The 16,467-nt window shown below is 65.8% G+C and carries 16 protein-coding genes; 8 read left to right on the top strand and 8 right to left on the bottom strand.

From position 1 onward, the window contains the following. Positions 1-45 precede the first annotated feature (45 nt). Positions 46-906, top strand: coding sequence for a helix-turn-helix transcriptional regulator (locus AB0M74_RS18020; RefSeq protein WP_366527377.1), 861 nt, complete (start codon positions 46-48; stop codon positions 904-906). Here AB0M74_RS18020 and AB0M74_RS18015 read toward each other — a convergent pair. Both AB0M74_RS18015 and AB0M74_RS18010 read right to left on the bottom strand, forming a co-directional pair. Continuing rightward, positions 903-1,727 (bottom strand): ABC transporter permease, encoded by an 825-nt coding sequence (locus AB0M74_RS18015; RefSeq protein WP_366527376.1) that lies wholly within the window; start codon positions 1,725-1,727, stop codon positions 903-905. The genes AB0M74_RS18020 and AB0M74_RS18015 overlap by 4 nt on opposite strands. Next, positions 1,724-2,545, bottom strand: coding sequence for an ABC transporter permease (locus AB0M74_RS18010; protein ID WP_366527375.1), 822 nt, complete (start codon positions 2,543-2,545; stop codon positions 1,724-1,726). The genes AB0M74_RS18015 and AB0M74_RS18010 overlap by 4 nt, the downstream gene beginning before the upstream one ends. A 98-nt stretch (positions 2,546-2,643) precedes the next feature. On the opposite strand from AB0M74_RS18010, the gene AB0M74_RS18005 reads away from it, so the two are divergent. Both AB0M74_RS18005 and AB0M74_RS18000 read left to right on the top strand, forming a co-directional pair. Then, positions 2,644-4,056, top strand: coding sequence for an APC family permease (locus AB0M74_RS18005; protein ID WP_366527374.1), 1,413 nt, complete (start codon positions 2,644-2,646; stop codon positions 4,054-4,056). Positions 4,057-4,132: 76 nt separating this feature from the next. Continuing rightward, positions 4,133-4,633 carry a hypothetical protein gene (locus AB0M74_RS18000; RefSeq protein WP_366527373.1) on the top strand — a complete coding sequence of 167 codons (501 nt, stop codon included), beginning with the start codon at positions 4,133-4,135 and terminating at the stop codon, positions 4,631-4,633. A gap of 111 nt (positions 4,634-4,744) precedes the next feature. On the opposite strand, the gene AB0M74_RS17995 is transcribed toward AB0M74_RS18000, so the two are convergent. Further along, entirely contained in the window at positions 4,745-6,016 is a 1,272-nt protein-coding gene (locus AB0M74_RS17995; RefSeq protein WP_366527441.1) for a TIGR03118 family protein, read from the bottom strand. Between the two features lie 211 nt (positions 6,017-6,227). On the opposite strand from AB0M74_RS17995, the gene AB0M74_RS17990 reads away from it, so the two are divergent. Beyond that, positions 6,228-6,725: a peroxynitrite isomerase gene (locus tag AB0M74_RS17990; protein WP_366527372.1), complete on the top strand. Its 498-nt coding sequence runs from the start codon at positions 6,228-6,230 to the stop codon at positions 6,723-6,725. A gap of 196 nt (positions 6,726-6,921) precedes the next feature. Next, a complete protein-coding gene (locus AB0M74_RS17985) occupies positions 6,922-8,064 on the top strand; it encodes a BTAD domain-containing putative transcriptional regulator (protein WP_366527371.1) in 1,143 nt (380 codons plus the stop codon). A gap of 257 nt (positions 8,065-8,321) precedes the next feature. Here AB0M74_RS17985 and AB0M74_RS17980 read toward each other — a convergent pair whose 3' ends face one another. The 5 genes from AB0M74_RS17980 to dxr form a co-directional block, all read right to left on the bottom strand. Next, positions 8,322-10,109, bottom strand: a complete 1,788-nt coding sequence (locus tag AB0M74_RS17980) for a penicillin-binding transpeptidase domain-containing protein (protein WP_366527370.1) — start codon at positions 10,107-10,109, stop codon at positions 8,322-8,324. Positions 10,110-10,173: 64 nt separating this feature from the next. Then, a complete protein-coding gene (locus tag AB0M74_RS17975; protein WP_366527369.1) occupies positions 10,174-11,037 on the bottom strand; it encodes a DUF4081 domain-containing protein in 864 nt (287 codons plus the stop codon). Positions 11,038-11,095: 58 nt separating this feature from the next. Then, positions 11,096-12,253, bottom strand: coding sequence for a flavodoxin-dependent (E)-4-hydroxy-3-methylbut-2-enyl-diphosphate synthase (ispG, locus tag AB0M74_RS17970; RefSeq protein ID WP_366527368.1), 1,158 nt, complete (start codon positions 12,251-12,253; stop codon positions 11,096-11,098). Positions 12,254-12,418: 165 nt separating this feature from the next. Beyond that, positions 12,419-13,621 carry a M50 family metallopeptidase gene (locus tag AB0M74_RS17965; protein WP_366527367.1) on the bottom strand — a complete coding sequence of 401 codons (1,203 nt, stop codon included), beginning with the start codon at positions 13,619-13,621 and terminating at the stop codon, positions 12,419-12,421. A 300-nt stretch (positions 13,622-13,921) separates the two neighbouring features. Beyond that, complete coding sequence (gene dxr, locus AB0M74_RS17960) at positions 13,922-15,061, bottom strand: 1-deoxy-D-xylulose-5-phosphate reductoisomerase (protein WP_366527366.1); 1,140 nt, start codon at positions 15,059-15,061, stop codon at positions 13,922-13,924. Positions 15,062-15,147: 86 nt separating this feature from the next. On the opposite strand from dxr, the gene AB0M74_RS17955 reads away from it, so the two are divergent. The 3 genes from AB0M74_RS17955 to AB0M74_RS17945 all read left to right on the top strand — a co-directional run bounded on the left by AB0M74_RS17955 (position 15,148) and on the right by AB0M74_RS17945 (position 16,377). Next, positions 15,148-15,417, top strand: coding sequence for a DUF2631 domain-containing protein (locus tag AB0M74_RS17955; protein ID WP_328403930.1), 270 nt, complete (start codon positions 15,148-15,150; stop codon positions 15,415-15,417). Between the two features lie 152 nt (positions 15,418-15,569). Continuing rightward, entirely contained in the window at positions 15,570-15,857 is a 288-nt protein-coding gene (locus tag AB0M74_RS17950) for a hypothetical protein (protein WP_366527365.1), read from the top strand. A gap of 364 nt (positions 15,858-16,221) precedes the next feature. Continuing rightward, complete coding sequence (locus tag AB0M74_RS17945; protein WP_366527364.1) at positions 16,222-16,377, top strand: hypothetical protein; 156 nt, start codon at positions 16,222-16,224, stop codon at positions 16,375-16,377. The last annotated feature ends 90 nt before the right edge of the window (positions 16,378-16,467 follow it).

Here is a 16,467-nt window from a genome sequence, read left to right as displayed (position 1 = left end):
CAGTAGTGCGTTCCGGGTAGGACGCCCGGCGAAAGGGTAGATGGCATGGCAGGCAAGCGGACAGTCCTGACCGCGGGACTGCGCCGACTCTCGGTGCTGCTGTTCGACATGCGCGAGCAGTCCGGTCTCAGCAAAGAGGACGTCAGCGGCAAAACCGGGATCAACATCACCACGCTGTACCGCATCGAGACCGCTCAGGCTCGTCCGCAGCGACGCACCCTGATGGCGATGCTCGACCTATACGGCGTCACCGAGCAACAGCGCGAGGATGCGCTCGAGTTGCTGTCGGACGCGCTCAAGCCCGGCATGTCACGGCCGTACGAGGCCAGCCTGACCGATGTGTACGCCGCCTATATCAACTTCGAATCCGAGGCGCTCTCGGCCAGGCACTACCAAACCTCTTTCATCCCAGGGCTGTTACAGACCGAGCAATACGCCATCGCGGTCATCGATACCTCCATGCCGAAGCTGGAGGCATCGGCATTGGAACGCCGAGCCAGGGCCAGGCTGGATCGGGCCGCCGTACTGACCAAGACCGATCCGCTCGAACTATGGGTGGTCCTCGACGAAGCCGCGATCCGCAGGATGGTCGGTGGACCCGAGGTCATGAACGGTCAGCTCATGCGGCTACTCGAGGAGATCAAGAAGAAGAACGTGATCTTGCAGATCCTGCCGTTCGGAGCGGGCGCGCACCCCGGTATGGCCGGATCCTTCACGCTGCTGGACTTCCCCAACCCGGCCGACCCGGAACTGGTGTACGTGGAAGGCATCGCGGGCGACGAGTTGATCGAGGGGCACACCGAAATCCGCCGCTTCGGGGTGATATTCGACCAACTGCGCGCCATGGCCCTGAGCCCGCGCGACTCCGTCGCCCTCATCAACGAGGCTGCGGCGCACATCCGCTAGGCGCGGCTGGCCCGCCGATAACCGATTGCGGCGGGGATCGCGAACACCACGATCGCGCCGACCGACCAGGCGATCGTGGCCAGTAACGGCGTCCGCACGGGACCGCCGAGCGACAGTCCGCGCATCGCATCGATGGCGTAGGTCATCGGTTGATGCTCGACGATCGGTTGCGCCCACGGCGGATAGGCGATCAGCGGCACGAACCCGGTGCAGAAGAACATCAGCAGCGATGATCCCAGCGAAACTGCCTCCACCAAGGCGGCTTTCGCACTGAACACCGCAACGGCGGTAACCATCGTCGCGAATGCGAGCCCGAACAACATCGGCACACCGAACAGCGCGAAACCGGCGGCCACCCCACGCTCGAACCGGAACCCGAGCGCCACTCCGACCGCGAACAACACCAGCGTGCACAACAGGATGCGCACCCCTTCGGCCACGATTCGTGCCGCAAGCCCCGACGCGCGGTGCACCGGTAACACCCAGAACCGGGCCAGCAGACCCTGGTCTCGTTCCCTGCCGAGGGTGACCGCGCCCGCCACCGACCCGGCCATCACACCGACCAGCGAGACCATCGGCACCGACCCGTACAGCGCACTGGAGCCGGCGAACGACGAAATCTGACGGCCTAGAACAGTGTTGAGCATGATCAGCAGCAGCGCCGGGACGACAAGCGACTGGATGACCGTCAGCGGATCCCGCAACCATCGCATCAGCAGCCGCTTGGTCTGAACCATCGTCTGCGGTAGAAACAGTCGCCAGGTCTCGGTGTCACCTGCCACTGTCGTGAAAGCCACCACCTGCGTCGGCGCGGAGGTCATGCCGACCTCCGCATCGCCACGATCGTGGACGCACCGCCGAACACCACGGCAAGTCCGAGCGCCCACGCCAGCGGCGGCCCGAGTGTCGACCAGTCCACCGCGCCCGCGTTGGGTGTCGAGTCGCCCGCCAGTGCGCGCATCCCGTTCACGAATTGCGACACCGGCTGGTTACGCGCGAAACCCTGTATCCAGGTTGGGAATTGGGAGGCAGGCGCAAAGCCCGTCGAGACCATGCCGAGGATCAGCTGCGGCAGAATCAGCGCCTGAGTGGTCGCCTCCGGACTCTTGGCGAGGCTGCCGAGCAGGTCGGCGCCCAGACACAGCGCCAAGGAGATCAAGAACGCGTAGCCGACGAAACCCAGCGTGTGCCACCAGCCTCCATAGAAGTCGAACCCGATGACATGCCCGGAGACCAGTGCCGCCGACAATGCGACCAGTGCCCGATACAGCGCCGCGGTGACGCGTGCGGCCAGCGGCATCACCGCGGGCATCGGCATCGACCCGAACCGCTGATCGAGGCCGTCCTCGGCATCGGTGGCCGCACGGAAGGCGGCCGAGATCGCGCAGAAGGCGGTCGCCTGCATCACGATCATCGGCATCAGGAACTGCGCGTAACTGCTCAGCCCGTGGCCGTAGACGGACATCACCAGATTCAACGGCGTGTAGAAGCCCAGGGTGAACAGCGTCGGCGCCAGCACAGCGGTGAACAGTTCACCGTTGCGCCACGAAGGCCGAATCAGCCGCCGGGTCAGCACCCACCACTGTGCCACCGGTGCGGTATGCGGTCGCGGCGTGGCGACCAGCCGATCGCTGCTCATCTGCACACGTCCATCGTGCGTGACACTCGCGCCCAGCGGCCGCCAACACGACACATAACCGCCGACTAATTTGCAGGCCCAACGGGTACATATCTGAGATGACCAGCATCAACGCCGAATCCGGGCCTACACAGGAACCCAGCCTGAATCGGGTGATGGGACCGGGATTGCTACTGTTGTTCGTCGTCGGAGACATCCTCGGCACCGGGATATACGCGCTCACCGGCAAAGTCGCGAACGAGGTCGGCGGCGCGGTGTGGGTGCCGTTCCTCGTCGCCTTCCTGATCGCGCTCCTGACCGGTATGAGCTACCTGGAGCTGGTCACCAAGTATCCGCACGCCGCGGGCGCCGCCCTCTACACCCACAAGGCCTTCGGCATCCAGTTCCTCACCTTCATGGTCGCGTTCACTGTGATGAGTTCCGGAATCACCTCGGCCGCCACCGCCTCGCGTGCCTTCGCCGCCAATTTCGCCGAAGCATTCGAACTCGACCTCGGCACCGGGATCGGGATCGGGATCACCCTGATCGCACTGGCCTTCATGGCCGTGGTCGCCGCCATCAATCTGCGCGGTGTGAGCGAGAGCGTGAAACTGAATGTCCTGCTGACCTGCGTCGAACTGACCGGGCTGTTGATCGTCATCGGCATCGGACTGTGGGCCCTCGGGTTCGGCAACGGAGACTTCGGGCGCATCACCGAGTTCGAGACCGGCGACCACACCGCACTCGGCGGCGTCATCGTGGCTACTACGCTGGCCTTCTACGCGATGGTCGGCTTCGAGGACTCGGTGAATATGGCCGAAGAGTGCAAGGAACCGAGCCGCATCTTCCCGAAGGTCCTGCTCAGCGGTCTGATCATCACCGGAACGATCTACGTGCTCGTCTCGATCACAGCGGTCGCGCTGGTCCCCACCGACCAACTCGGCACAGGCGATACTCCGCTGCTGAAGGTCGTCGAGATGGGCGCGCCCGGCTTCCCCACCGATATCTTCGCGTTCATCACCATGTTCGCGGTTGCCAACTCGGCGCTGATCAATATGTTGATGGCCAGCCGTCTGCTTTACGGGATGGCCCGCCAGGGTGTCTTGCCGCGCCCGCTCGGCCGGGTGCATCAGCGGCGCCGAACCCCCTACATCGCCATTGCTTTCACCACCGCACTCGCCCTCGGGCTGATCGCATTCGTCGGCGAGGTGCCCGAACTCGGCGGCACCACAGCGCTGTTGCTGCTCGCCGTTTTCACATTGGTCAATGTGGCGGTGCTGGTGTTGCGCCGAGACACGGTGTCGCACAAGCATTTCCATACACCCACCGTGCTGCCGGTGATCGGCGCGGTGGCCTGCGGATTTCTGGTCACCCCGTGGACCGACCGCAACCCGCAGCAGTACACGATCGCCGGCGCGCTGCTCGCCATCGGTGTCGGACTATGGGCGCTCAACCACTTGGCGATCCGGCGCCAGCACGCCGTGCTCCCGGCCGCGAGCACGCCGAGGCCCGAGGACGATCGAATTGTGTGACGTTCGAGTCGATTACGGCGGGCTGTCCGAAATCGTAAGATGACGACCGACCAGGGTATCGGTAATGTGAGCCGCGATGACCAGCATGGAAGCCCGATTCCGCGACGCTGCCCGGACCGTGCCCCTCCCCAGCCCATGGAACCTGTCTACCTATCTGGCGAGTGTCGCTACTCACCGTGGCCGTTCGATCTCGCTACACCCCCTACCAGCCGGGATACTCGCGGAGACCGGCTGCCGCGGCAGCGGACTGTGGGTGGCGCGCAAGCACGATGACATCATCGTTTACGACGCCGATACTTCCCAACGCGATGCCGATCACATCATCCTGCACGAGGTAGGGCACATGCTGTTGCGGCACGGCAAGGACGACTCCGCTCCCGAGACACCGCTACCACCGACCCTGGCCGCGCTGCTGCCCTCGCTGTCACCGGGGTCGATCCGGCATATCCTCGGCCGCAGCGACTTCGGCACCGAACGCGAACGCGAGGCAGAGGTGTTCGCGGATATGACAATGGTGTACGCCACACTGCCACAGCGAAAGAGTCGGTCCTTCCGGCTGTTCGGCCGCAATCGCTGAGCGTCGACTTCGGCTGCGCTCGGCCGAGCGCGGTGTGTGACGAGCCGCGTCGGTGGCCGGGCTACGACAAAGGCGGCTCCCGTCGATGGTCGGGAGCCGCCTCGTCGTGGGCTACTTCAAGCGGAGTTTGCCGAAGAGGCCGTCTTTTTCGTCGTCGGGGCCTGCGGTGAAGTACAGGGAATTGGCATCACCGAGGCTTTCACCGTTGCCGAACATCAGGGCCCACAGACCCTCGATTTCAACGGGCTTGCCGTTGGCGTCGCGCAAGTAATCGACGAACTTGCCGGTGGTGTCGTCGTAGGCGAGGACGTAGCCCGCGCCGCCGAAATTGCCCACCAGGAGCTTGCCGCTGAGCGGGCCGAAGTCCGCGGGGGCCACGGTGACAGCCCACGGGGCGTTGAGGCGACTGCCGTCGTCGAGGATGCGGACCAACTTGCCGGTCTCGTCGAACTCGGCGACCTTGCCCTTGGCCGGCTTGCCCTTGGCGTCCTTCTCTTGGTCCTTGTCGAGCGAATCCTCTTCGCCCGCATCGAACTTGGTCGCGTCCTGCTCGTCGGACTTGGTGGCGGCGTAGGAGACGAACACCCGCTTGCCGACAGTGGTGACGTTGAATGGGGCCGGGTCGCCGGGCTTGGCCTTCTTACCCTGATCGGGGGCGCCCGGGTTGACCTGATCGCCGGTGGCGAACGGGTTGGCGAAGCCTGCGGTCGGGACCAGCTGCCAGTTCTGGTCGAACGTGCGGATCTGCGGGTCGACGCCGAAGTCGGCGGCGAGCAGCTTGTCACCGGAGGGCGTGAGCGCGATGCCGAAGAACTGCATGCCCTGCGGCTGGCCGTCGAACATCAGGTTGGCCGGGCCGTCGGCTCGGATGATCTGGCCCTCCGGGCCGAGTTCGGTCCAGGCCGCGATCTTGCCGGAGTCGGTGGCGAAGATGAACCGCGACGAACCGGTCAGCAGCTGCGGACCGCCCTCCACCTCGACCGGCTGGTCGCGCACAACGAACACGTCGGAGGTGATCGGAGCGCCGTTGAAGACGACACCCGTGGTCTTGCCGATGCTGTTGTCGGAAGTATCGGAATCGGCGCCGGGAATAGTGACGATCTTGAGCGGATCCTGGAACAGCTTCTGCACTTTAGGGTCCGAGGATGCTGTCACATCGCCGACGAACTGGAACGATTTACCGCCGCCACCGACCCAGAAGTGACCGCCCGCGCCCTTCGGGCGGTCGGCAAGGCCCCACGCGTTCACCATGTCGGGGAAGGTGAACTCGGCCTTGTACTCGGCATTGTTGGCGGCGAGGTTCGTCTGCGTGTAGTGATTGCCGTCGAGGGCAGGAACCTCGTCGTTCGACTTCGAGTCCGAGCATGCGGCCGCGACGACCAGCGCGGCGCCGAGTACAGAGACACGCAACAGACCATCTCGGGTCCGCGACCGCCACGCACCAGTGCGGCGCAATTCACTCCAGCGTCCGTTCAACTTATTGTCCTTTCAGCCGCACGCCACCCTCTTGGCGATTAGGCGATGCTAACCTTAGCCTGACGGAATTTAGGGAGTATCGGACCACCCCGCCATTCGCGGGTTTAGGCTGTCCGCCGTGGTCGAACCCCAAACCCCCGTCGCCCCTCATCCCGATATCGCACCACTGGCACCACTGCTCGGCACGTGGCGCGGCCCAGGGCACGGCGAATATCCGACCATCGAGCCGTTCGACTATGTGGAGGAAATAAAATTCGGCCATCTCGGCCGGCCATTCCTCACTTATCGCCAACGCACCCGCGCCGCCGACGGCAGCAGGCCGATGCACGCCGAAACAGGCTATCTGCGCTGTCCGCAACCGGGCCGGGTGGAGCTGATCCTCGCCCACCCGACCGGCATTACCGAAATCTGCGAGGGCGCGCTGTCGGTCACCGACGGCGAGGTGCACCTGGAGTTGGACTCCACGAACATCGGCCGCAGCAGCACCGCGAAACTGGTGACCGCACTCGGCCGCTCGATCCGGCTTTCGGGCGACACCATCGACTACACACTGCGAATGGCCGCCGTCGGCCAAGATTTCCAGCACCACCTCGCCGCGACGCTGCACCGAGCCTGAGGCGCGGGGCCGATTCCGGATGCGGTCGCGGGTCGATCGCGGAATGCCGTCGATCCAATACTTGACACGATCGGCACCCAACAGTTTTCGAAGGCAAGAGGATCAGTTCCGGGTCGATGCGTATGCTGGAACCGATCGCACGGTGCTCGATGCGTGCGAAACAGCTTCGCGCACTGAATGATTCGGAGGCGAGAACGTGGCGGCTGCGGGCATCGGACGAGTAACACTCGATCTACGGGTGCTCGGACCGGTACGCCTGCTCGTCGACGGTCGCGCGATTGCCTTACGCGGCGCCAAACTCCGCGCCCTGCTCGCGATGCTGGTCATCAATCGACGCAAATCCGTGGCGAAAACAACTCTGGCCAAGGGAATTTGGGACGAAGGCCCGCCGAGCCGGTCGGTCGAAGGCCTCTACGCCTACGTGTCGAATCTGCGCACCGTACTGCGCGGAGCCGGGGTGGACGACCGCACCGTCCTGCGGACGGTCGGCGACGGATACCTACTCGACATCAGCGAAGACCAGTGTGACGTCGGCCGATTCGAACGCGCGCGCAACCAAGGGGCACTAGCCCTCGGCACCGGAGACCTGGAGAACGCGGCGCAGTGTTTCGCACGCGCGCTGTCGGAATGGAGCGGCGAAACCGTCGCCGGACTGCGTGTGCTGCGATTCGCCGACAATTTCGCCACCGATATGGACGAGCGCAGGCTGAATGCGGTGGCCGACCGCCTCGACGCCGACATCGGTTGCGGACGGGCGGGCGCGATCCTGGGTGAGCTCGCCGCGCTGACCGCCGAACACACCGTGAACGAACGACTATGGCGACTATCGATCACCGCGCTGTACCGCAGCGGACGCCAAGCCGACGCGCTGGCCGCTTGTCTGCGCATTCGCCGCAATCTCGCCGACCAGCAGGGCATCGACCCCGACCCGAAAACCGTCGCACTGGAGGAGGCGGTCCGTAGCCAGCAGACGCTGCCGACGCTCCCCGCTTCGCCCGGCGCGACGACCAGGGACCTGCCCGAACTCCGCCGCCAGGCGTGGCTACGGGTCGGTGACGACAAGCCGATCGCCGTCCCGGCAGCAGGGCTGCGCATCGGCCGCGATGCGGACAACGACATAGTGCTCGACGACTCGTGGGTCAGCCGCAAGCACGCACGCATCCTGGTCAGGCCGGACGGCATATTCATCAGGGACCGGGATTCGGCCAACGGGGTTTACCTGAACGGGTCCCTGATCGGCGCCGACACCACTCTCTCCGACGGCGATGTGATCAGGATCGGGTCCACCACCATCCGCTACGAGATGCCCGATCGCAAGACCCCGAAGCCTCCTCGATAAAATGTGAGCTACACCTCGTCACACAGCTCATCGTGAAACACCGCTTCGCAGGACCGCTCGAACCCTTCACCGTCGACTAGCGCTGACCCGAAGGAGCCGAATATGAAGCGTTCCACGACTATTCTCGCCACCGCCGGTCTCATTCTGGGCGGCGCGGCCACCATCCAGGCACTCGACAGCGGCGACACCGAGCGGGTCGCACCGTTCGCGGAGGAACGCGGCGACCAGATGCGGCTATCGATGTCGACCAACGGGTGTCAGTACCCCGCAGGCAGCATCGTGAACATCTCGCGGGTGACCGCGACCGCATGGTCGGAGCTGCCAGCCCTCACCAGCAATGTGGCGAACGCGATATCGCCTCGATAGCCGACAAACCACGAGTGCGACCCACCGTCGACCTCGGCCTCTCCCGTCTTGCCGAACACCTCGCCCTGGTCGGCTATCCGTTCGGCGGTGCCGCCAGTAACCACCTTGCGCATCATCGTCCGCAACCCATCGATCACCTCGGGTGCGATCGCCGGGCGTTCGCCATCGATGGCAGTCGTGCGACCGGAGATCAAGTACGGCACCGGCACCGAACCGTGCGCGATCGTCGCCGCCATCACCGCCATCGCGAACGGGCTCACCACCACCTTGCCCTGGCCGATTCCGTCCTCGCTGCGCTGGATCAGGTCGTCCGACGGCGGCACCGAACCCGACATGGTCGGCAGCCCAGCGATCGTATAGCCGGGTCCGACGCCCAGTGTCGCGGCCGTCGCGTGCAACGCGTCACCTCGCAACTCGCTGGCCATCTTCGCGAACGAGGTGTTGCAGGAACGCTCGTAGGCGGTCGCCATCGGCACCTCGCCGAGGGTGAACAGGTTGTAGTTGGGAATCGTGCGCTCCCCGATCACAATGCGGCTCGGACAGGGCAGCAGCGTGTCCGGTGTGGCCTTTCCGCTCGACATTGCGGCGGCCGCGGTGACCGTCTTGAAAATCGAGCCGGGCGGATACTGCCCCATGGTCGCGACCGGGCCATCCTGGTCAGCGGCCTTGTTCTGCGCAACCGCGAGAATTGCGCCGGTGGAGGGGCGCAGCACCACCATCATGGTCTGCTCGGTGCGCGCATCCACTGCGCGCTGCGCAGCATTCTGCACGAACCGGTCCACGCTCAGTGAGAACGAGGGCGCAGGCTGCGAGGCCACCTCGGTGAGCACATCGGTGTCGGCGCCATTGGCGTTCATCGTGACAACGCTCCACCCCGCCTTGCCGTCCACCTCGGCGATCACCGTTTTGCGCACCTGCGCGAGCAGATCCGGCGCAAAATTCCGGTCGGTGGCCACCATGTCCCATTGCTGGGTCAGCGTCACACCGGGCAAGCCGATGAGGTCTGCGCTCACCTCGTCGAATTCGTTCTCGCTCAGCAGCGCAACGGTATAGGCGCCGTTGGTGGATCTCGCCCGGCCCAAGATGGCCTCCGGAGTGAGCCGCTCGTCGAACCGGCGCAACGCCGCGGCCAACGACGTCGCCACGAAGGACTGGTCGGAGGCGGCCGCCGCGGTGAACGCGACACGGGAGACTTTTCCGGGCACCAGCACGTCACTACCGGACTGCTCGTTGACCCTGGCGCGGGGCGCGGGGTTGGCCCGCAGCTCCATGGTCTGGGTATTGCCGAGCTTCGGATGGATATCCGCGGAAGTCCAACGCACCATCCAGCGCCCGCTGCTGCGCCCCATCTGCAGTTGGCCGGTATAACGCCAGGTCCGGTTCTTGGGCAGTCGCCACTCGTAGGTGTAGTCGACCGTCGCGGTGTCGCCGGTGACCCTGGCCGCGCCGGTGTGCGCGATCAGCTGCTCGGCTTGGAGCTGACCCCATGCGGAACTCAGTGCGGCGGTTGCCTTCTCGGGTTGGCTGGTGAGCTGCGCCGCCGATTCGAGATCGCGACTCGCGAAGGCCGAGACGAAAGCATCGGCCGCGGGGACCGGTCCCTGCGGGCGCGCCGAACAGCCGGTTCCCGCAGCGGCGAGCACCGCGACGGCCATCGGGATGAGCATGCGAGTCGACATCGGCACCGATGTTAATGGCCACTTACGAGCAAACGCCTGTGGCGCACCGATGTTCGATCGAAGTTCAATCGAGCAGGACTGTGGCGAAGGTGGCGATCTGGCGAAAGCCGACCCGGCTGTAGGCCCGGCGGGCAATGTTGTTGTAGTCGTTCACGTACAGGCTCGCGGTCCGTCCGGAGGCGACCACCGCATTAGCGACCGTTGCCGTGCCGCCGGTGCCCAGGCCCGCGCCGCGGCGCTCCGGATGCACCCATACACCCTGGATCTGACCAGTGCGCCGAGACAGCGAGCCGACCTCAGCTTTGAAGGCGACCTCGCCGTCCTCGAACCGCGCCCACGCCCGCCCGGATCCGATCAGACTCGCGATCCGCCGACGGTAGCCACGACCGCCGTCGCCCGCACGCGGGTCGACGCCGACCTCCTCGATGAACATGGCGATGGCCGCATTGAGGTAGCGGTCCAATTCGTCGGGCCGCACCCGGCGGACCTCGAGGTCAGGGGTCGCGAGCGCGGGCTGGCCGAGTGCGAGCAGCGGCTGCTCACCACGCACCTCCCGTTCCGGTCCCCAGTGCGAGGCGAGCATCTCCCATAGCGGCAACGCCAGCTCTCGACGCCCGACCACCGAAGAGCACACGCGTGGCCACCGCACCGCCCGATCGGCGAAGGCGCGCAACGCGTCCTGATCGCCGCGCAGCGGCACCATGTTCGCACCGGAGAAGCACAGCGACTCCGACGGACCGCCACGGCTCCAGAGCTCGCCCTGCCCGCTACCGGTTTCCAGCCCGAACTCCTGCAACCGCGCGGCGACCATGCATGAGGCGACCGGATCGGTATCGAGCACTCTCAGGACCTGTGCCAGATCCCGGTTCGCGAGCTGACGCGCCGGGGAAAACTTCGCCCGTCGCGTCGGCTCCAGCAGACTCCGCACGAATGACAGCCTGCCACGAATCGCGCAGCTGTGGTATGCCGATGCCGAATAGCAACACCTAGCCGACCGTGACGACCGGTTCCCCCGCACCCGCGTCCTCGCCCATCTGCTCGGCCAAGCGCATGGCCTCCTCGATCAGCGTCTCCACGATCAATGCCTCCGGCACCGTCTTGATGACCTCACCCTTGACGAAGATCTGACCCTTGCCATTGCCGGACGCGACGCCGAGATCGGCTTCACGGGCCTCACCGGGACCGTTCACCACACAGCCCATCACCGCGACGCGCAGCGGCACCTCCATGCCTTCCAGCCCAGCGGTTACCTCGTTGGCCAGGGTGTACACATCCACTTGAGCGCGGCCGCACGACGGGCACGACACGATCTCCAGCTTGCGCGGGCGCAGGTTCAGCGACTGCAGGATCTGCCCGCCGACCTTGACCTCTTCCGCAGGCGGCGCGGACAGCGACACCCGGATCGTGTCACCGATGCCCTCGGACAGCAGTGCACCGAACGCCACCGCCGACTTGATCGTGCCCTGGAATGCCGGGCCCGCTTCGGTCACACCGAGGTGCAACGGGTAGTCCGACTGTGCGGCGAGCTGCCGGTATGCCTCGACCATGATCACCGGGTCGTTGTGCTTGACCGAGATCTTGATGTCGCCGAAGCCGTGCTCCTCGAACAGGCTCGCTTCCCACAGCGCCGATTCGACGAGCGCCTCCGGAGTCGCCTTGCCGTACTTCTCCAGCATCCGCTTGTCCAGCGAACCGGCGTTCACCCCGATGCGAATCGGAATGCCCGCGGCGCCTGCGGCTTTCGCGACCTCGCCGACGCGACCGTCGAACTCTTTGATGTTGCCTGGGTTGACGCGCACCGCCGCACAGCCCGCATCGATCGCGGCGAAGATGTAGCGCGGCTGGAAGTGGATGTCGGCGATGACCGGGATCTGGCTCTTGCGCGCGATGGTGGCGAGCGCGTCGGCATCCTCCTGGCGCGGACAGGCCACACGCACGATGTCACACCCCGAGGCGGTCAGTTCCGCGATCTGCTGCAGAGTCGCGTTGATGTCGTGGGTCTTGGTGGTGGTCATCGACTGCACCGAGATCGGATGATCGCTGCCGACGCCGACGCCACCAACCATCAGCTGGCGGGTCTTACGACGTGGCGCGAGAACGGCCGCAGGTGCGGTCGGCATCCCCAATCCGATTGTGCTGGTCACTTCCGGCTGCCTACTTTCCTACGTTCTGGTGAGCCGTTCACCTACCGAGCTTAGCCGCGCGGCAGCCGCTGACCCTGTGACGACCATGACATGTTGCGATCCCCCGTTGCCCGCGACAGGGTACCGCGTCAGGGCGAACAGCTGAAGTGGGTCGGCGGGTCGAGGTCAGGGGAACAGTTTGATGGGGTTGATGATGTCGGCGGCCAGTGTGAGCACCATGTACGCACCGCCGATCACCACCGCGAGGTAGGTCACCGGTAGCAGCTTCATGTAGTCGACCGGGGCGCCGGGCGCGAGGCCCTTGAAGCCACGGATGGAATTGCGGAGCTTCTCGTACAACACGACGGCGATGTGCCCGCCGTCCAGCGGCAGCAGCGGCAGGATGTTGAATGCCCCGAGGAAGAAATTCAGACTGGCCAAGACCAGGATGAACAGATTCCACAGCCCACGTTCGGCGGTCTCGCCGCCGATCTTGCTCGCGCCGTAGACGCTGACCGGGGTTTCCGGGTCACGCTCGCCTCCGGTCACCGCGGTCCACAGCGCCGTTACCTTCTGTGGCATCTGAGCCAGCGACTGGAGTGTGCGCACGAACATGTCGCCGGTGAATGCACCCGCGGCCGGAATCGCCGCCAGCACATTGTATTTCACGGGTTCGTAATACTCGGAGCCGACACCGACGGCGCTCACCTCACGTCCGGGCCCACCATCGGCCGGAAAGCGAATCACCCGCTCCGGGTTGACCGGAATTGTCAGCGTCTGCCCGTCGCGTTCGACGGTATAGGCGAACGGTCCGTTCTGCTTCTGGGTTTCGGCCTGGAACTCCGGCCAGGTCTTCACCTTCACACCATTGACCGCGGTCACCACGTCGCCGGTCCGCAGACCTGCCTGCTGGGCAGGTCCTGCGCCGGTGCACGCCTGCAGCGTGCCGTCCACATTCTGCTGCGCGACACAGCTCATCTTGCCGATGGTGGTGGCGGGCGGCTGATCGAAACGCGGCAGCCCCCATCCGACCGCGAGGATGACCACCAGGATGAAACCGAGCAGGAAGTTCATAGCTATGCCGCCGGACATCACCACGAGACGCTTCCAGGTGGCCTGCCGGTACATCGCCCGGTCGAGATCCTCTGGCGCCAGCTCATCCAGCGCCGTCATACCGGCGATGTCGCAGAAACCACCGAGCGGCAGCGCCTTGAGGCCGTACTCGGTCTCACCACGCCGGAAGGAGAAGATCTTCGGGCCGAAGCCGACGAAGTAGCGACGCACCTTCATACCGGTCGCCTGCGCGGCCCACATGTGCCCGCATTCGTGCAACGCGACCGATATCGTGATGCAGAGGGCGAACAGCACGAACCCCAACGCGAACACCATGTGGTTTACAGCCCTCCTGCATTGCGCAGCTCGCCTCGATGAAATGCGACCGCAGCCGCGAGTACCGCACGCACGCGTCCGGTCGTGGGCGCGAGCACTCCGACAACAGTAACCGGACCATGGCCGACCCTCATGGCTCAGTCTGCCAGGCCGCCGTATAGCGGCGCGCCCGATCCCTTCGAACCTGCGCCCAGTGCGGATGCACCGAGCTCGCTGCGCATCCCGAAGGTGCCGGGCGTCGGCCCGCGTGCCGGACCGCTCGGCGCGGAGCTCGTCGGCGATTCCCGGGAAGTGTGCCGGTCAGGCGTGGACGAGTGCCCTGGCACAGTCCCGTGCCCAGGTGTCGGCAGCCAGCACCTCGTGCAGCGTTTCGGGTTCGACGCGCCATTGTTGCGCCGCGTCGACCGTGCGCGCGACGGTGCGCACGATGTCGGGGAAGCGAATGGCGCCGTCCAGAAAGGCTTGCACCGCAACCTCATTGGCCGCGTTGTAGACCGCCGTGACGCTGCCGCCCGCCATGCCCGCCTGCCTGGCCAGCTCGACAGCAGGAAATACCACGTTGTCGACCGGCTCGAACTCCCACGTCGACGCGGTGCTGAAATCGCAGGCTGCGGCGGCGCCGGGCACCCGATCCGGCCAGCCGAGCGCCAGCGCGATGGGCAGTTTCATGTCCGGCGGACTGGCCTGCGCCAGGGTGGAGCCGTCGGTGAAGGTGACCATGGAGTGCACGATCGACTGCGGATGCACGGTGACATCGATGCGGTCGTAGGCAATCCCGAACAGCAGATGGGTTTCGATCAGTTCCAGACCCTTGTTCACCAGCGACGCCGAATTCAACGTGTTCATCAGACCCATCGACCAGGTCGGATGCGCCTTCGCCTCGGCGGGGTTCACCGATTCGAGCATTTCGGCGGTCCAGCCGCGGAACGGGCCACCCGACGCGGTCAAGATCAGGCGGTCGACCTCGTCGGCTCGACCCCCGCGCAAACACTGCGCGAGCGCGGAATGCTCCGAATCGACCGGGACGATCTGGCCGGGGGCCGCGGCGCGTGTCACCAGCGAGCCACCGGCGACCAGCGACTCCTTGTTCGCCAACGCGAGCCTGGTGCCCGACTGCAGTGTGGCGAGGGTCGGCTCCAAACCGAGCGAGCCGACCAGTGCATTGAGCACCACATCGGCCTCGGTGCGGCGCACCAGCTCGGTCACCGCGCCCGGACCACCGAGGGCGAGGTCGAGGTGCTGCGCCGCGGCCGGATCGGCGACAGCGACATTGCGAGTGCCGGTCGCGGACATCTGCGCGGCAAGCAACCCGGTGTTGCCACCGCGAGCGGCCAAGCCGACCACCTCGAACTTGTCGGGGTTGGCCGCGATCACCTCGAGCGCTTGGGTCCCGATGGAACCAGTGCTGCCGAGCAGTAGGACTCTCACAATGTCGGACACGGCCCCATTGTGGCAGGGCCTGCTGGCTACGACGACCGGTCGTATGCCACGATATCGACAAGTACTCGACCCACCAAGGAGCGATCGTGGCCGCCACGGAACTCGAAACCACCCACAGTGACAGCGGCGTCCTCACCCGTGTGGACACCGCCGAGGTTCCGTCCGCCGCCTGGGGTTGGAGCGGCGAGTCCCGCCGGACCTTCCGTGCCGCAGGCTGGATCGTCGCGTTGATCCTGCTGGCCATGACCATCGGCAACCACAAGGGCCGGGTCGAAGACGTCTTCCTCGTCGGCTTCGCTGTTGCCATCGCGGGCATACTGATCCGCGACTCGATTCTGCGTCGCAAGCCGAGGTAGTCCCGATCCTGCGACGATCGCCCGCCGCGCGAGCGCGCAGCAATGGCGAATCCCCTCATCCCGAGATCCGGTGCGCCACAGCGCGAGACGCGCAGCAGCACCGGCTCGGTGGGGTACGGTCTCCGGCCATCAACTGAATCCTGGCGACCGCCATGCAGCGCGACCGCCATAGGAACGCTGGTGTCGCTACCCGCCGGACTCCACAAGCACGGTCGACGGCGTGCAGCGCCGCCATCGATCTGATCAGTGCCGCGATCGCCGAGTCCGGCGGGAACCTGGATACCGAGACAGCGAGCTCACTGTCCACAAAACTCCTGGCTGTCACCGCCAGTGGCGCCGACAAGGACGCGATCCCCGCATACGCACGCGCGCTTGTCGATGACAACGCCCCCGGCACGGCAGCCGCGACGGTCGACGTCAACCGAGCCTGCGTGGGCTGATGAGCGCGGAAAGGTACCCGCCCGGATGCGGCCTCCGATGGCAGCTCGGTGACAGCCTACGGCCGACTACAGAGTCCGCTCAGCCAGGCGGTGGCCGACGGCGGCGACCTGGGAAAGTCGAGTCCGCCGGCGGCCATCCGGCCCCATCCAAACCGTTATCGGGCAACCGAACCGGTCGAAGGGTTCATGCGGGTCGTCCGCGGCAGCGCCGCGCCTGATCCGGGAACTGGTGGCCACCAATGGCAGAGCCGTTCAGGTGGATACATTTCCGACAGTCCCTTCCGCGCCGCTGCCCACCCGGGAACCCGTGACCGTCAGCTGACAGTGGCCGTCCACGCACGACCGCTGCAGACGACCCCTCGAAATGGTTTGGGCCAGCCCGATCGCCCAACAGGTCGGGCAACCACGTAAGAAAACCAGGCCGACCGGCGCAAGCAGCAAGCTCACCGGCCCGGTCACCGGCAGCAACGCGACCGAACTCACCAAGGCGCCGAACCCAAGGGCGCCGCGGACCAAGTGACGTGGGACAGACTTGCTCGCAAAGCTGGACTCACCGCTCATCCCCCAGCTCCGAGCACCGAATACCACTGCACCGCAATCCAGGTGGTGA

Origin of the sequence: Nocardia sp. NPDC051463 (assembly GCF_040681975.1) — a bacterium.
In the GTDB taxonomy this organism is placed as follows: domain Bacteria; phylum Actinomycetota; class Actinomycetes; order Mycobacteriales; family Mycobacteriaceae; genus Nocardia.
The sequence above is the reverse complement of the archived record's forward strand: the minus strand, read 5'-3'. Positions and strand labels throughout refer to the sequence as shown.